Genomic DNA, 17,273 nt, shown 5'->3' with positions numbered 1-17,273 from the left:
GGAGTATTTTTCAACGTGACAAAGATCAATAAAAATAATCACATAGCAAAGAAAATCTGGTATTATTTTAAAAATAAATTTTCCAATTTCCCTTCTAGTAGGTCGAAGTATTTGATTACGTGCATCGAAGTCCGTATCGTGGTAAAGAGTTTTTCCGGGGAATTATACGCGTGATTGATTTGGGAATATCCCGGATTTTTCCTAATATTGTGTCGTTAATAAATAAGTCAAACCAAAACGTCAAGAAGGAAGAAACAGACATTTGAATTTGAAAATATAGTAGAACGAACAGGATATTATTTTACATTGCAAAATCTGGTACATTTTCAATTACTACGAATAATAAGCCGAATCACGTTCCACCCCCGTTTGGGCGTGGACTGTTTTCGCTTTCGTAGTGAGAGGTTTACCAGAGCCTTGCAATGTAGGAAGAGTCAGCAGTTTCACGCTCTCTTTATGTCCTTCCACTTAGAAACGTTATAAACAGTACCGGAAAGTTCATCTAGGACAGCGGTTTTGCAATAAATTACTACTTTTGTTACACGGCTACCCCAATGAGCGTTTGATGGAATCTGAAAATTGATTACATTTGTATAATTATTCGGGATAATACCCGGGTAATGAAAATGTGAAATATTTGAAGCGTTTAGTTTTATCCTTGTTTTGAAAATCGCCAATTTACGAAGCAGAAGGGTAAACAGTACAAACGTTCATGCTTGCCATATAGAAATCTACTCTATATTTGGTTTAGCGTGGGGTAGCTGTTTATTTCTGCAAAGGTGTTTGGCGATACCTCAAAACAAATAAACTGAAAGTTCCCACGCTTCTCTTTTATTATAAATTTACCACAGGGAACGTTGGTATGTAAAAATCGCAATTATGGCAACTAGAAAATGTCCTTACTGTGGTAAGATTGGTGATGCTAGAACTTCCGTGTGTCACTTTTGTAAGGGAAGGTTGACAGGCTCACCGGAATCTGAATCTAGTCAAGATCACGTTTTACAACTTCCAAGGGTTTATTATGATTGGGGATGGGTATTATTACTGATATTTCTGATCGCCTTAGTAGTAACTAGGATTAAAGGTGGACTGGAAGTTACTTCTGCTTTGTTACTTTTTATGGTAGGATGGAGATTTGCTTTGTTGGACAAGTATATGTATAATTTTCAGCGAAAGATTGGAGCGTTGAAAGCATTTCCTTGGTTTTATTGGTTGTTGGGTACGTTAATATTTATAACAGATGGAAAAATTTTGCAAGATGGTATCACAGCCACAGATGTACTTGTTATCATATCAGGAATTGGAAGCATTGTTTGTGGTTTTATTGTCAGTTGGCAATTAATAAAATTCAAATACGACATTGCTGGAGGTATAAAAGCTTTAGGGAACTTTCTTTTTATAAGTAATTCTATCTCCTTTATAGTATTACTTCTATTACTAGTACTACATCTTGTCAATGAAGATATTACCGGTTTTGATAAAATTGTATTGTGTAGCTATATATTTCTTTCTATTGGTACGAGTCATTTTATTATGAATGTTTTTTATAAAGCACGTTGTTACAACAATAATGAATATCCTCGAACTATATTTTACAACGAATAGTTGGTAATTGAGTAAATAGATAAACTATATCAATATTGTATAACTATATTATTTGAGAATATTTAAATAACTAATTACAACTATGGTAACTAAAAAATGTCCTTACTGTGGTAAAATAATCAATGCAGGTGCTTCTAAGTGTCGCTTTTGTCGGGAATGGTTGACCGACTTACAGGAAAAAGCGGATACTTCTTCTGAAAAATCAGATGCATTGTCAAAATTCGAACCTCCCCGCAATCGTGTGTTACAACTTCCCAAAGGTAGTTATTATCATTGGGGATGGGGATTGTTCCTAATGTTTTGTTTTTTTAAAGTAATAGGAAATAAATCTCATGGTTGGTTAGACTATGGTGGGCTAGATGTTATATTGGGTTTGTCGTTTTGCGTGATTGGATGGGGATTTTCCAGATTAGAGCAATACATGTGTAATTTTGAACAAAAAATAGCAGTATTGAAAGCACTTCCTTGGTCTTATTGGTTAATAGCCATATTAACTATATTAACAGCAGGAAGTTCCTCGCAAGATGATATAAATATTTTGAATGTACTCTTATTCATGGGAACAATTGGATTACTGATTTGTGAGTTTATTGCGGGTTGGCAATTAATGAAATTCAAGTATGATGTTGCCGGAGGTATAAAAGCCCTAGGAATCTATCTTTTCATCAGTAATCTTATTGCGGTTTTCTTGTTCCCTCTAGTTATTGTGTCATTATCGTTAGGTGAGAATACGGAAGATTTCGGCATTTCAGAAGTCGATGTATTCTTTTCTATTGTCACGATTCTCTTTATTGGGAATGTTTTCTATAAAGCGCACCGTTACAATGAAACAATAAATACAGAAACGGAACCAACAGAATAACCATGAAAGAATTATATATTACATATTAAATACCAATAATAATGAAAAATTATACATTAACTACATTTTTATTACTGTTAAGTTGCTTGGTGTATGGACAAAGCAATGTGAAAACATATTCGGGTAAAATGAAAACACCGAAAGACATCCTTGGGAAATTAGCTCAAGCCTCGCCTGTAGGAGAAGGAACTTATTCTTATTATGAGTTAGATGATGGGACTCGAGTTAAACATGGTAAGTTTGAATTTGTATATTATTATAATTTTAAATACACTGTTCTAGGACAATATAGGAATGGTAAAAAAGAAGGAACTTGGGTAATGACTGAATACAATTTTGACGGCAAGGAATTAGATAAGTTTACGGTAAACTACAAAGATGACAAATTAAATGGTCCATATAGCGGAATCCTATATGATGTTATTACTTCTATATATGTGAAAGCCACGGGTACGATGAAAAATAATCATTATGTGGGTGAGGTTACAATTGAGATTCCTTTTAGCGGGGGAACCTTGAAAGGTGCATTTAATGATTCTGGTTGGGCTCATGGGACTTGGAGAATCGAAAGGAAAAAGAATATACCTCTAATACAAGTGAGAGAATACTACGAAGGTTTTTTAATTAAAGTAATAGAAACCGATTTGTCGTCCGGAGAAAAAATTGTATTGTTTGAAATGCCTATTGATAAGGTAACGGATCTTAAAAAAAACTTGAACACGATTGATTCGACAGTCATTATTAAAGAAGAACATTATAAACGTGTTCAAAAAACAACTCTTTCCGATGATATTAATTCAAGATTATTTCCTTACATATCTGGTGGGAAAAGTGTTATCGAAGTATTTAACGGTATATATAGCCCTAAAATAAACGAATTTATACCTCTAGTTAATGGTTTTGCGGATATAAAGAAAGACCTTGATTGGTATAAAGCTAGACGCCTTGAAGCGGAGCAACTTGCGAAAGAAAAACGTGAAGCCGAAATAAAGCAAAGAGAAACTGAGGCTAAAATAAGAAGGGAAGCTGAAGCTGAACGCCGAAAAGAAGTCAAGGCTAAAGAACAGAGAATAATGGAATTAAATAAAGTAATTAGAGATAATGACAAAACAATCACGAATAAATACTATTCCGCGGGAAAGGCTGTGAGTCAAGAACTTTTTGGTAAATTTGGTTCAAGTACTAATAAAAAGCCAGCCATAGTTGATGCATATAAAATTGTGCTAAAAAAGATGAACAATCGTGACACTTTAGGTATGAAAGATGTTATTGACGTTCAAAACATAATGTTACAATTAGTCGGTAAAAAAACGAAGAATGTGGAGAAGGCTCTAAAAACCAAAACAGATTCACAAGAGATTATAACATTTTTTAAACAAGAGGCTATTCGTTTGTGTAAGTAATAGTATTGATGTATCGGAAAAACTAAAAAATCTATGAAACAAGTTTATTATTGGGCATCTATTGCTTTGGTGATGTGTATTTATTCATGTTCGTTATCGCCGGAGGATTATGAAAAAGAAATTCAAGATGCTGTGAAATTTCACATTGCGGGAGCTGATTACATCATTGAATTGGCTCAAAATCCTCTGTTTTTGGTAGGTGCTGTATTTTCTTCCAATTCGTTAGAAGAATGGTTTGGTGAGCTGGAAACAGAGTTTAATGAATTATATATAAACGGTGATTTGACGTATCAGCAAGTCTTGGAGCGTGTGTCTAAAAACGATCGGTCACGTTTCCAAAAGAATGCCGAGGAAATTCTAAAACATTACAAGGCGCTTCGTATTTCTTTGTCCGATTATACGAAATCTTCGACACGTGACGATTATGAATGTTGGAAATTCAGAGAACAGCACAGCAATATCGAATTTTTGTTTGAATTTGAATATTTAGATACGGGCAATTTTATTTGGTCGTGTTCGCCAATCGAGAAATCTTATGAAAAATATATATCCGATCACGTGGAATAATTTAAAATCAAATAACCATGAATGATATGAAGAAATGCCCATATTGCGGCGAGGAGATCCTCGCCGTGGCAAAAAAATGTAAATATTGTAAAGAATGGCTGGATGAATTCCCCGCCGAAGAAAAGGCGGAAACTCATAAGCAAATTTGCCCTTTTTGTATGGAGGAAATAGAAGCGGATACCAATATTTGTCCTTTTTGTGAAGAACCTGTCCGTCAAGGCAAAACAATCTCTAGCGGTAATACCTCTTATGAACATACAAAAATTATTAATGATCCTATTACAGTAGAGAAGGGGGAACCGGAAAAAGCAAACGGTTTTTTTAAGATATATTTTATGAATAATTTACTTCGTCGTTATGCCGATTTCAAAGGGGAATCAAGCAGGCGAGAGTATTGGGGATTCACCCTTTGTTATACTATTATTATTTTGATATTGATCTCTGTCAATATTATGTTTTTGGAATCAATAGCAGTAATAGTAGTCAGCGTGTTGATTATATTAGCTTTATTGTTGCCAAGTCTCAGTATCACGGTTCGTCGGCTACATAATGCGAAGAAGAGTGGTTGGTGGGTACTTGTTCTGCTTATTCCTTATTGTATAGGAGATATTTGGTTGATTGCATTATTGTGTAAGAAGGGTGTACCTTCCAAAAAACGTGTCAAATGGACATTACTTGATTCGATTATCTGTATCAGTACAGTAATGTTATTAGTTCTAAGTTGTACATTAGAACCTAAAACAGGTATGGTTAGATATAATTGGCTTCCCAGTTTTTCTACTTCTGCAAAAACAACTTACTATTTATGTGTTGGAGAAAGCTGGCGACCTACGAGTGATTATTCAAGTTTTGTTGCCGTTGTTTCCGATGTAGAAGAAGATTCATTTGCTGTAGGAAAAGGTTGGGTCGGTGACTTGACGATAGCCAAGCGCAGCGGACCGGGAACAAAAATACATCCGGTACTATCATCCGAAGAGGTTTGCCGATCTAAAGATTTTTATGATTTGACACATATGACAGATAAAGAAGCTTATGGAAATATTACCTCTATATACCCTAGTTGTTTACCCGATGTGGTGTATTTCTATTATGCTCCTTTAGTGACATGTGGAAGTGAGGATTTTTGCGTCTATGGAAAAGTTAATGTTAACACAAAGAAATTCACTTTGTTCGAGGGGATTTTCTGGGGTACTATCAATAGGGGAAAATTTGCCAATTGCTATTTGTGCCAGAGAACGGAAACGAGTATGTACATTTATCCACAATCACAAGTCGGAGAAACGAACGATCCTGTCGTAACTTTTGATCTTGCAGACTATTTTGATGCGAATTTTCGAGATACAGACACTGTGATCAAGTGGTTAGAAAACCAGAATTAATTAGTTGTAAATAATGGAAAAAAAGAATTGCCCCTTTTGTGGGGAAGAGATACAGATATCTGCGAAAAAATGCCGATATTGTGGTGAGTGGGTAGATGGAAAAAAAGAACTGGAAAATTCAAAGAAAATAGAAGAGAAAGATAATTCATCCTTTGTCACACGTGCTATTCAAAGTGTAATCTATACTTTAATTGGGTGGTTGTTATTGCATTTTGGGAGTTGGAATATAGTACTGAATAAACATGTATCTGTATTAGAACAATTAATGCTTAAATATGCGGGAAGAAACCATATATCGGATTCAGAGGTTTTTCAAAGTCTGTTATTTAAAAAAGAGTCCAATTTTATCATTAACAATCACAATATGTTGGTACGAATCAATGATACATATTATGGATTTGTAAATAATATGCATTTTTTTGACGGTCCGGTAGTTCAATGGATTATGCTTGTTGTTGCTTTAGGTGTTTTTTGGATAGCTATTACAAATTTATTCGGTTTAAATGATTAATGTATTGTTGTATTAAGGAATGCTTCAAATTATTCAGCAAAATATGAGAAAGTTTCGGAAAGCAAAAACTAAGTTGGTCGAGAAAAAATTGGATAACATGGATTCTTTAGAAGATAAAATAGAATTTTTGAAAAAAGAGGCCTTAACTTTGCTCCCGAGTGAATAATATTATTGGATTCATCATCCCTCACCGAGGAATTGAAAATTTAATTTCGTTGATAATCAAAAACTTTAATACATAAAAGAATTGAAGCTATATTTTCATGATAACGGGGAAAATAAAATATTTATACTGTAGTTTCCTGAAATTGGTTTACTCGATTTGATATTCAATAAATTAAAAAATGTAGTATTGTTGTAATCTACTGTTACAAGTTTACTTTAAATAAATGATACTTCCTATCAAAGGTTTACTTTCTTTTCCTTCTCCCGGGGAATTCCCCGGGAGAAGGAAAAATCGCCCGGCTCAAAACATTACCCTGGCAAATTTTTTCATTTTGTCCTTGTAGGCTTGCTCCGGCACTTGACAACAAACGGCCAGGTGTGGTCTTTTCTTGTTGTATATTTCAATCACCCTCTTGACGTGTTTCCTGGCGTCATGAATATCCTTCAACGGGATATCGTTCAACCATTCTCTCTTTAAAATCCCGTTCACCCTCTCGGCGATAGCGTTATCGTATGGAGAGCCGTCCTGGGTGACGCTGACACGTATCCCGTGCAATTTCAATATCCCCGTGTACAAGGCCGAACAATATTGACCGCCCCTGTCAGAATGATGGATCAAGTCCTTGAAAGAGCCGTGTTCTCCGGTCTCTAGGGCATGGTACAAGGCTTTGACCGGACCAGACGAATCCAGAGTCGGGTGTACATCCCAGCCCATGATCCGCCTCGAGTAAGCGTCCGTCACCAGGGAAAGGTAAACAAAACCTTTGCCCGTCGACAGGTAAGTGATATCGCTAACCCATACTTGGTTAGAGCGCTCGACTCGAGAGCCTTTCACCAGGTTCGGGTACTGGTGACGCCACGCGCGGGAATCCGTGGTAATGACGCGATACTTCTTCATTTTTACCATCAAGTCATGCCGGTGAAGCAAACGGGAAAGCCAATCACGACCAACCATCAAACCGTTACCCGTTAGCATCCGCCACAACTTCAGAACCCCCAAACGAGGCAAATCACGACGGATCTCTTCAACAATGGAAAGAACGTAACGTTCACGTTCTTCCTCGTCGTTACTCGAGCGAAGGCTCTTGTAATAAGCCTGCTTGCTGTAACCTAGCGAGTTGCACAGGTATGCTGTCATCGCTTTGCCCTCCCGAGCTTTTTGGCGGTCACTAATCCCGCTAATAACATCTCCTCGTAGTTTTTTTTTACATCCACGTGAAGACGGTCTTTAGCTAACTCAAGCATCAGCTCGTAAGCTTCTACAAGTACCTTTTGTTTCTCTAACTCCTCGCGTAAGTGTTCCAGTTCTTGAACTTCCTTGTCTGTCATTGATAATAAAGTTTTAGGATCATGCACTGGTAAAGATAAGCGTTTATAACTTGCTTCCGACATCACTCGGGGTTTATATTTAGTCAACCATCCATGGAAGGTAGAAGAACTGACATCATACTTGCTTAAAACCTCCGCGTAATCTAGTTCCTCGATCAAACGATCACGAACTGCCGACAATTTTACCCGAACGGGGAAATGACGATGTTTGATAATTTTTGCTAATTCTGACATTGGTTTACTATGGTTTACAGTAAACTTTTTTCAGGGTAATACATACTATTCTCTCCGTATATTATGGCGACCAACTCCTGACTAGGTTCTGACCAAGTCCTGACTAACTCCTGTATAGACAGGACTTGGTCAGGACTTAGTCAATACTTGGTCAATAGGTAAGTGCCATGAAACACGGAGAATACTCTTTTCAAAGCATAGTTTGTTATGATTATTTCAAGAAATTTCCTCCATGAATTCCTCGTACAAAGCCACGGGACTGTAATGTCACAACTTAGTACTTTCATTTTCCAGTTTCTTGTAGGTTTTGGAATGATAGAATTTTCGTATAGCATCAATCATGGAACCTCCATGCTCTTTCACGTATATTTGCGCGAAAAGACTGACTTTGGAGGATAACAGCAAATACCGACTTCGGGTATGTAATCTGTCCAACCTTAATATGGAAGGGATTATAATAGATTTATTTCTTCGAGAGAGAGTCCGGTCGTTTGAACAATAATATCCGGTGCTATGCCAAAAGATTTCATATTCTCGGCGATTTCTCGTTGTTTTTTCTTTTCTCCCTCTGCTAATCCTTTTTCAATTCCTTTCGCTAATCCTCGTTGTTCTGCACTGTAATAGAGTGTTTTTTCGACGCTGATAATATCCCAGAATTTCTCGTACCCTATGTGCGGTGTGAATTTTGGCAATTCCACGAAAATCAATTGTAAGCCATCAATAACCTTATCAGAGTTCTCCACAATGTCAGGTCTGCCTTGGGGTTCAGGTATCTCATGGTTGGTCTGTATTTAATTTATTGTTTAATAACAACAAACATAGTGAATTAAATCGAGAATTGTTTATACGCTTACCCGTGTTTTCGTTAAATACAGTGAAAAATAAAACTTTGTCACGCTAGTCTTGGTTATTTTCCGGAATATGTCTAATTTTAAAACATCGTAATACCACCATCTTCGGATGTCAATGACGAATTATGGTCTGGTTTTTGCAAGTTTGAATATTGAATTAAAGGAATAACCTCATGGGAAATAGTGTAAGATATAGTTTAAGGACCGCTTGGCGAACAATAGGGGCGTGTCTGTTATTGGGTTGTCTCGTGTCGTGTGGCAGCTACAAAGTATTGGATATTGATGTGTTGAAACCGGGGGGAATTAATCTGGGGAGTGGTGATGCACAGGTAATGTTTATAGACCGGAAGATCGTTCACGTGTCGGATTCTCTCTCAGCACAGCAATTATATACTTCCTTGCGGTTGAGGCGGGATAATCTGGTGAATTGCTTCTATGACGGGCTTCGGGACGGGTTGCGTAACGGGTTGCGTCCCGTGTTGCTGGTAAGAGGGTTAGGGTTGACGCCGTTATACGTGCCTGATGGTTTCGAACCGGAGCCTGTAACCCCGGAAGAAATTCGGGCGTTGGGGAAAAATTCCCGGTTGACGCACGTGCTTGCCGTGGAATATTGTAAATTTAATCTTGATTTTTCAAGTCGTTTGCTATTGGATGATAATATACTCGTTCGTTTGTATGATGCTAACGGACAAGTGGTGGATTCGATGAATAGCAAGAAAATGGAAGTGAAGCATAGCGTGTACGAGGGAGAGGATGATTACGCCACGATTTGTAACTTCTTCTATGACAAGGGATGGAGTTATGCCGAGCGACTGACTCCGATGTGGACACCGGAGAAACGCCGGATATACACGGGCAATCGTTTGTTAAGTTTGGGGTATCAGTTATTCCAAGAAGAGAACATACCGGAGGCACGCCGGATATGGGAGGCGGCGTTGGCGTTGAAACCGAACGTGGCGGCACAAGCCGCGGTCAATCTTGCTTGGCTTTACGAGAAAGACGGGAATTTTTCCGGGGCAAAGGCCTTGTTGGAAGCTGCAGCAAAGACGCTGCAGAAAGCTAACGTTGATAATAAATTGTCCGTGTATATCATGGATTATATCGCAACTCTCGACAAGCGGATAAAAGATGAAACTAAAATAATGGAACAGATATAAACGAATTTAAAGCATGGAAAATTTCAATTATTACAATCCGGTAAAAATACTTTTCGGGAAAGGAAAGATTGCTGAAATCGGGAAATGGATTCCCCGTGGAATGAAGATCATGATGACCTACGGCGGTGGGAGTATCAAGAAAAACGGGGTATACGCTCAGGTTATGGATGCCCTGCAAGGATTTGATATCGTGGAATTCCCCGGGATAGAACCGAACCCGCATTACGAGACGCTGATGCGTGCCGTGGAGTTGGCAAAACGGGAGAACGTGGGCTTTCTGCTTCCGGTGGGTGGTGGTTCCGTGATCGACGGGACGAAATTCATTGCTGCCGCGATATGCTTCGAGGGCAACGAACCGTGGGATATTGTTGCCAAGGGAGCAAAGATCAACGCGGCACTTCCTATCGGGACCGTGTTGACGTTACCCGCCACGGGGTCGGAAATGAATTGCGGGGGCGTGATTACCCGCGAATCCACGAAAGAAAAGCTGGCGTTTCGTTCACAACACGTGTTCCCGAAGTTCTCCGTGCTTGATCCGACGGTGACGTATTCACTGCCGATGCGTCAAGTGGCTAATGGTATCGTGGATACTTTCGTGCACGTGATGGAACAGTACTATACTTTCACGGAACATGCCGAGATACAAGACCGTTTCTCCGAATCTATTCTGAAGACCTTGATCGAGATCGGACCTCGTTTGATTCAGGATGAAACGCCGAATTATGACGATCGGGCAAATTTCATGTGGGCTGCCACTATGGGGCTAAACGGGTTGATCGCTTGCGGTGTAACCGAAGATTGGTCTACTCACCATATAGGTCATGAACTGACTGCGTTCAACGGGTTGGATCACGGGATTACTCTGGCAATCGTTTTGCCGGGAGTAATGAGCGCCACGAAGATGAAACGTCGGGAAAAACTGTTGCAATATGCCTCACGGGTGTGGAATATTGACCCAACTCAACCCGATGCCTGTGATCAAGCTATCGCTCGCACGGAACAATTTTTCAATGAATTGGGAGTGAAAACCCGTTTATCCGATTACGGCGTGGGAATAGACACTATCGACCGTATCGAGAAACGTTTCCGTGACCGGGGGATGTTTGCCTTGGGCGGCATTGACGACGTGAACGTGGATAACGTGAGGGCGATATTGACGTCAAGACTCTAATTAATTGAAAGTTGAAAATGGAAAATTGAAAATGATATATTCCCGGACGTGAGGACTATTATTTTACAGTTTTCCATTTTCAATTTTGTATCATAAATTGAAGTTGAAAATATAGGAATACCTTTCATTTTCAATTTTCAATTTTCAATTTTCAATTGTATGTTGCAAGTTTATCGGGCTTCCGCGGGTGCGGGAAAGACTTTTGCTTTGACGATGGAATACTTCAAGATCGTTTTTAACTCCCCGTTGGAGTACAAAAACGTTCTGGCGGTTACGTTCACGAATAAGGCAACGGAAGAGATGAAATCCCGTATCGTGAGAGAGTTGAATAAGTTGGCGGAAGGGCAGAAGAGCGATTACCGGGAGGATTTGAAGCGATCGTTGCGGTTGTCGGATGAACAGGTGAAAGCCCGCGCGGAAGTGTTGCGCACGCTGATCCTGCATGATTACGGGCGACTCGCGGTAACGACGATCGATCGTTTTTTCCAGCGTGTGATCAAGGCTTTTACCCGGGAACTCGGTATATTCCCCGGTTATAACGTGGAGTTGGACAGTGATTACGTTTTGCAGCGTGCTGTCGATCAAGTGATGCAGCGTATGAACAAGGACAGGGAGTTGGGGGCGTGGATTACCGAATTGATGAATGATAGCGTGGAGGATGCCCGTTCGTGGAGCGTGAAGTCAAAAATTGCCGAGTTGGGAAAAGAACTTTTCGGCGAGAGTTATATGCTTTTCGATAAGGATGTACAAGAGCGTTTTAGTGACCGGGATTTCTTGAAAATATACAAGCGTTTCCTGCAAGGTATTATTACCGGGTTCGAGAAACGTTTGCAAGAATACGGGCGAATAGGGTGCGTGTTTATGGAAGAGCAGGGACTGCACGTCGAGGATTTCAAGGGAGGCAAACGTTCGGCGGTCACTCACTTTTATAAATTGAAGGATAAAAATCTGGATGGCATCACGGCTACTATCCGTAAAGCAGTTGATAATCTTGACGAATGGGTGACCAAAAGCATGGATGCCGCCAGTCGTGCCCGCGTGGAGGATGCTTACACGACGTTGAACACGTGGTTGCGGGAGAGCGTGGAGTTTTATGACGAGCATCTCCGGGATTACGTGTCGGCTCGCTTGTTGTCGGGTAACCTTTATCAATTGGGAATATTGAATGATTTATACGGGGAAGTCCGGGATTATTGTGACGAGAAAGGGCTTATGTTGTTGAGCGACACAACCCGTTTACTCAATACTCTGATCGCGGGTAACGATACTTCTTTCCTGTTCGAGAAGACGGGAAACTTCTACAAGCACGTGATGATTGACGAGTTTCAAGATACTTCCACTATGCAGTGGGCGAATTTCCGTCCGCTGATCGTAAACACGCTTGCCGAGGGCGGACGGGCGATGCTTGTGGGCGACGTGAAACAGAGTATCTACCGTTGGCGCAATGGGGATTGGCGCTTGTTGGCGGAGGGCGTGGAACGTGATTTTACGGCTTTCGGGACTGATAATATCGTGTTGGGGCATAATTGGCGAAGTAGCCGGGAGATCGTGGAGTTTAACAATCGTTTTTTCGTGCAGGCGGCGGGGCAATTGAAGGAGTTGTATGACGCGGAATGCGGGGAGGATAATGTTTATTCCCGCTCGATCGCGGAGGCATATAATAAACCGGAACAGTTGGTTAGCCGTCCCGGTAACGGGTACGTGGAAATTCGTTTCGGCGAAGAGAAGCAGGAGGAGGGAAGTGATACAGCTATTATGGAAGAGGTCGTGGCTATTGTCAATGATACCGTGCGTCGCGGCGGTCACCTGAAAGATTGTGTTATCTTGGTCCGTAACGGCAAGGAGGGGGCTTTTGCCGCCGATTACCTGATAGAATATAATAAACGGGAGGGAATACCTTTTCCCGTGACTTTTATTTCCAACGATTCGTTGTACGTGTCATCGTCGCCTTACGTGGAGTTGATTATCAACGTGCTGCGTTATATGGTGGAGCCGTATGATGCTGTAAACCGTACCGTGTTGCTTTACAATTACCGTACATTCGTGAAAGGGGAGAACACGGCGGAAGACGACGAACTTTTCAAGGCGGGCGGACAGGCGGAGAGTTTTCTCGACACGCTTGATATACCGTTTCTGCGTGAACCGGAACGATTGGTTTCGGGTTCCCTGTTCGAGATCACGGAAGAGATTATCGAGGCTTTCGGGTTGAAGAACCGTACGGAAGAGCTGCCTTATCTGATCGCTTTTCAAGATATCCTGTTTGAATATGAACGGAATAACACGAATAGTTTGCCGGTGTTCCTTGAATGGTGGGAGAAAGAGAAAGATAAAAAGGTGTTATCCACTTCCGAGGAAACGGATGCCGTGCGAATACTCACGATACATAAATCCAAGGGGTTGGAATTTAAGTTGGTTATTATTCCCTTCTGCGCGTGGGATCTCGATGATACCCGCCACGGGCGACGGATATGGTGTCGCAACCGGGAGGAGGGATTCCGGGATTTGGAATATGCCCCGTTAAATTACTCTCCCAAGTTGGCGGACAGTCATTTTAGGGAGGATTACATGGAAGAGCACATGAAAGCATACGTCGATAACTTGAATTTGCTTTACGTGGCTCTGACACGGGCGGAGAGGGAATTGTACGTGTTGCCTTACGCGCCAAAGATCAGTAAAGAGGGTAAACCTTCGGATATCGGGGCATTTCTTTATCAAGTGTTGGAACAACTTGCCCTGCCGGAATGGGACGGTGAGAATTTGTGTTTGCGCATCGGGCGGCAAGAAGTGATTCCTGTTTCGGGGAAAGTGAATGACGATAATACATTGAGTTTGTCGGAATACCCGATATATAATTTGAATGGTCGGGTAAGCGTGCGCTACAAGTACGAGGACTATACCGATCCTGAAAATATAAAAACTTCAGCAGTAGACGAGGGGAAGATGTTGCACGAGATTTTCCGGCGTATCGAAACCGTGAATGATATTGATCGGGCTGTCGGTGATATGTACCGTGCAGGATTGATAAATAACGATGAACGGGCGGTGTACCGGGAGCAGGTGGTCGGTTTCTTGAAAAACAACGTCCCTTCGGAATGGTTTGACGGTAAGTACAAGATTATCAACGAACGGGATATTCTTTTTAAAGGGACTGGAAAAGCTCGTCCAGACCGGGTAATGACAGACGGCAGGAAAGCCGTTGTCGTGGATTACAAGTTCGGGCGGAAAGAGGAGAAATTCTATCTCCGTCAAGTTGGTTTTTACTGTAAGACATTACGCCAAATGGGATATACCGACGTGTCGGGATATATCTGGTATGTCACGTTGGACAAAATCGTGCCCGTGTATACCGAGAGTACACCTGTTCAGTTGCAGCTTTTTGATTGAATTTCTTTAAAACTTTGAATAAAAAAGTGGTCGGAATTTTTTCCGACCACTCGTGTTTTTTAGCCTTTTTTCTTTTATCTTCTATAATCAAGTCTTTTTTTACCGAGAGGGATGCTGCATCCGATATAAGCGTTTGCACGGTTTGCATCGCCCGGGGCCTTCGTCATTAAATAGTCGGAACCGATGAAGATGGGACCTAATTTCAGACCGATACCCACGGTTTTGAATTCACTATGCAGGAATGAATAACTCAACGTGGCTCCGAACCAGTTTCTCGGACGATAGTTCGCCGAAACTGTTAATTCAGAATAAGAACTCGGAAGGGTGAATTGAGTGGAGGAGAGGACACCGAAACCGAGTTTGTTGTTCAGTAACGTGATCTCTGCACCGATGTTTAAGGTAGAACGAAGTGTCGTTTTACGGCTTTTGGCTTCACCTTCTTGGAATTGGATCAAATCAAGGTCGAAGATGTCCGTGTTACTAATGTAGTTTTCGTAATCATCGGGATTGATATTTTCCCAGTCGTTCGGATCATAATCGTCCGGGTTAATGGAACCTATGATTTCTCCATAAGTATGTGAACCTTCGGTCGTGGCTATCGTGGTATGTGACTTAGACCAATTGATAAAACCTAAATCCAAAATAGCGGCTGAAACGGTCAGGTTGTTTAATATTTTGTAGCTTGCACCCAAGTCAATGCCGAATCCGAAACCGGAAATTCCCGGTGAATCGATATCAATATCATTGATATACTCGTGTTCTGAATCATACTCAAGTTTCAAGCCTTTCATGGATGCTTCCAATTTTCCTTTCGTGGTAACTTCCCATTTTTGCATGTCGGAACCTGCATTCACGTAGATTTTGTCTATTTTGGCATCAAGGTTACCTACACCTACTAATACTTTGAAGCGTCCCCCGATATTCAGTTTGTCTGTCACCGGACGGGAATATCCCAAGCCGATTTCAGAGAAGACATCGGCATGGAGTTCCATGTTCCTGATATCGTATTCTTGTCCTAAATCTATTTCCGCGTAACGGGCAAATTCGAACATCGTTTTCGGGATAGAAGCACTGACAATCGCTCTCGCTCCCAGATTGACAGTCCAAAATCCTTTACCACTATAAAAACCGAAAGAAAGGATATCGGTCGTGAAATCAATGTTCATCGTGTTTTTGCTATCCAAACGATTCATGAACTTGTCACTTTCGAGGAAGCCGTTTTTGTTTTCGATGATATCCACGAAATCATCGATAGATAGTTTGTTGGAAGAAATGGATAACCCTAACGCTCCAATGGCCGGAATATTGAAATATCCTCTGGCGGGTTGTAAAGCCGGATTCATTTTTAATCTCGCCGGAACGTTGTCCATAAAATAGGAAGTACGAAGCCCTTGAGCGTACCCGTTCGTGACCCCTAAAACTGTCAGCAAGCCCACCACACAAGCTGCTTTCAGCAATTTGAAACTTTTTTTCATAAATAAGTGTCCTTTTAAATATGCAATATTGATAATTTCCTTATGCAAAATTGAGATTTTATTTTAGAATAGCAAAGGAATTTTATTACTTTTTTGTGACGTTTTAGAGGAAAAGGGGGATATTTGTTGTTTCATTATTTGGAAGTGAATATAAGAAACACTATCTTTGCACTCGCAAAACAGGAAATGTTTTGATGAACATTGCGGGATGGAGCAGTTGGTAGCTCGTTGGGCTCATAACCCAAAGGTCGTCTGTTCGAGTCAGGCTCCCGCTACAAGGAAAAGAGATTGAAAGTTCAATCTCTTTTTTTATTGTATTCAATAAAAAATCTCCCCCTGTAGAGGAGGAGATTCTCGGAACTGTATTTTGCTTCTATGTAGTTACATCGAGACTCCAATGATTCCTTTCGTGGAACTTTCCAGAAAATCAATGATTTTCTGAATTTCCGGACCAATGGATATGGTTTCCTTGATTCTTATCAACGCGTTTTCAAGGCTGGTACTACATTGGTATATCTGGCGATACGCTTTCGCGATGTCGTCGATGATATTTTCGTTCAACGCATCCTCTTTACGCAGGATGGTCGCATTTATCCCGTAATAGCTGATCGGGTTATGTGCTGCCACGATATAAGGGGGCACATCTTTATTTGCCCGACAACCGTCTTTGATGAAAGCCCATGTCCCGACACGGCATCCGTGTTTCACGATCACGCCGCTACCGAGAATGACACAATCTTCAATGACACAGTTCCCGGCGGTTTTTGCCCCGTTGCCGATAACACAGGTATTTCCCAGATGAGTGTCATGTGCCAGATGGACACCTTCCAGAAGGAAATTGCCATCTCCAATGATGGTGCAATCCGTGGTGTTCGTTCCCCGGTTGATGATAACTTTTTCACGGATGGTATTGTTGTTACCGATTCGCAGGATCGTGTCATCACCCTTGAATTTGAAATCCTGTGGAGTGGCACCGATAATGGCTCCATGATAAATCGTGTTGTTTTCACCCATGCGGGTGCCGCTTAGCACGCTGGCATAAGGCATAATCGTGCAATTGTCACCGATCTCTACATTATTATCAATGTAGGCGAAAGGATGAACGGTCACGTTCTTTCCTATTTTCGCGTTTGGATCAACATAAGCTAATGGACTAATCATATCTGTATGTTTTTGAGGT

General features: G+C 40.9%; 15 protein-coding genes and 1 tRNA gene. 10 read left to right on the top strand and 6 right to left on the bottom strand.

Translation table 11 applies throughout. The annotated features are described in order from the left end of the window. Window positions 1–333: 333 nt before the first annotated feature. The gene (locus CS948_RS21895; RefSeq protein ID WP_255302031.1) at window positions 334–468 is read right to left on the bottom strand and encodes a hypothetical protein; all 135 of its coding nucleotides are present in this window, start codon (window positions 466–468) and stop codon (window positions 334–336) included. A 411-nt stretch (window positions 469–879) separates the two neighbouring features. Here CS948_RS21895 and CS948_RS15305 point away from each other — a divergent pair, with 411 nt between their 5' ends. From CS948_RS15305 to CS948_RS15280, 6 genes are all read left to right on the top strand, one after another. After that, on the top strand, window positions 880–1,605 hold the full coding sequence (locus tag CS948_RS15305) for a hypothetical protein (RefSeq protein ID WP_099292561.1): 726 nt from the start codon (window positions 880–882) through the stop codon (window positions 1,603–1,605). A gap of 82 nt (window positions 1,606–1,687) precedes the next feature. Then, the gene (locus CS948_RS15300) at window positions 1,688–2,467 is read left to right on the top strand and encodes a zinc ribbon domain-containing protein (RefSeq protein ID WP_099292560.1); all 780 of its coding nucleotides are present in this window, start codon (window positions 1,688–1,690) and stop codon (window positions 2,465–2,467) included. Between the two features lie 41 nt (window positions 2,468–2,508). Next, on the top strand, window positions 2,509–3,870 hold the full coding sequence (locus tag CS948_RS15295; RefSeq protein ID WP_099292559.1) for a hypothetical protein: 1,362 nt from the start codon (window positions 2,509–2,511) through the stop codon (window positions 3,868–3,870). Between the two features lie 33 nt (window positions 3,871–3,903). Then, the gene (locus CS948_RS15290) at window positions 3,904–4,437 is read left to right on the top strand and encodes a hypothetical protein (RefSeq protein ID WP_099292558.1); all 534 of its coding nucleotides are present in this window, start codon (window positions 3,904–3,906) and stop codon (window positions 4,435–4,437) included. Window positions 4,438–4,454: 17 nt separating this feature from the next. Then, the gene (locus tag CS948_RS15285) at window positions 4,455–5,816 is read left to right on the top strand and encodes a DUF805 domain-containing protein (RefSeq protein WP_099292557.1); all 1,362 of its coding nucleotides are present in this window, start codon (window positions 4,455–4,457) and stop codon (window positions 5,814–5,816) included. A 13-nt stretch (window positions 5,817–5,829) separates the two neighbouring features. Then, on the top strand, window positions 5,830–6,327 hold the full coding sequence (locus CS948_RS15280) for a hypothetical protein (protein ID WP_099292556.1): 498 nt from the start codon (window positions 5,830–5,832) through the stop codon (window positions 6,325–6,327). 466 nt (window positions 6,328–6,793) lie between these two features. On the opposite strand, the gene CS948_RS15275 is transcribed toward CS948_RS15280, so the two are convergent. From CS948_RS15275 to CS948_RS15265, 3 genes are all read right to left on the bottom strand, one after another. Next, complete coding sequence (locus tag CS948_RS15275) at window positions 6,794–7,630, bottom strand: IS3 family transposase (RefSeq protein ID WP_099292250.1); 837 nt, start codon at window positions 7,628–7,630, stop codon at window positions 6,794–6,796. Beyond that, window positions 7,627–8,055 carry a hypothetical protein gene (locus tag CS948_RS15270; RefSeq protein ID WP_099292555.1) on the bottom strand — a complete coding sequence of 143 codons (429 nt, stop codon included), beginning with the start codon at window positions 8,053–8,055 and terminating at the stop codon, window positions 7,627–7,629. Before CS948_RS15270 ends, CS948_RS15275 begins: the two co-directional genes overlap by 4 nt. 452 nt (window positions 8,056–8,507) lie before the next feature. Next, the gene (locus tag CS948_RS15265) at window positions 8,508–8,798 is read right to left on the bottom strand and encodes a hypothetical protein (protein WP_366482463.1); all 291 of its coding nucleotides are present in this window, start codon (window positions 8,796–8,798) and stop codon (window positions 8,508–8,510) included. Between the two features lie 281 nt (window positions 8,799–9,079). On the opposite strand from CS948_RS15265, the gene CS948_RS15260 reads away from it, so the two are divergent. The 3 genes from CS948_RS15260 (at window position 9,080) to CS948_RS15250 (ending at window position 14,618) form a co-directional block, all read left to right on the top strand. Continuing rightward, a complete protein-coding gene (locus CS948_RS15260; RefSeq protein WP_099292554.1) occupies window positions 9,080–10,063 on the top strand; it encodes a DUF6340 family protein in 984 nt (327 codons plus the stop codon). A gap of 13 nt (window positions 10,064–10,076) precedes the next feature. After that, the gene (locus CS948_RS15255; RefSeq protein WP_099292553.1) at window positions 10,077–11,234 is read left to right on the top strand and encodes an iron-containing alcohol dehydrogenase; all 1,158 of its coding nucleotides are present in this window, start codon (window positions 10,077–10,079) and stop codon (window positions 11,232–11,234) included. 159 nt (window positions 11,235–11,393) lie between these two features. Beyond that, complete coding sequence (locus CS948_RS15250; protein ID WP_099292552.1) at window positions 11,394–14,618, top strand: exodeoxyribonuclease V subunit beta; 3,225 nt, start codon at window positions 11,394–11,396, stop codon at window positions 14,616–14,618. Between the two features lie 74 nt (window positions 14,619–14,692). Here the strand turns inward: CS948_RS15250 and CS948_RS15245 are convergent, their stop codons facing one another. Further along, window positions 14,693–16,093, bottom strand: a complete 1,401-nt coding sequence (locus CS948_RS15245; protein WP_227214760.1) for a DUF5723 family protein — start codon at window positions 16,091–16,093, stop codon at window positions 14,693–14,695. A gap of 202 nt (window positions 16,094–16,295) precedes the next feature. Between CS948_RS15245 and CS948_RS15240 the strand changes: the two genes are divergently transcribed. Continuing rightward, window positions 16,296–16,368, top strand: a tRNA-Met gene (locus tag CS948_RS15240). A gap of 106 nt (window positions 16,369–16,474) precedes the next feature. Here CS948_RS15240 and lpxA read toward each other — a convergent pair. After that, on the bottom strand, window positions 16,475–17,254 hold the full coding sequence (lpxA, locus tag CS948_RS15235) for an acyl-ACP--UDP-N-acetylglucosamine O-acyltransferase (protein ID WP_099292551.1): 780 nt from the start codon (window positions 17,252–17,254) through the stop codon (window positions 16,475–16,477). Between the last annotated feature and the right edge of the window lie 19 nt (window positions 17,255–17,273).

Source organism: Butyricimonas sp. Marseille-P3923 (assembly GCF_900184685.1).
Taxonomy (GTDB): domain Bacteria; phylum Bacteroidota; class Bacteroidia; order Bacteroidales; family Marinifilaceae; genus Butyricimonas; species Butyricimonas muris.
This window is presented reverse-complemented; position numbering and strand designations above follow the sequence as displayed.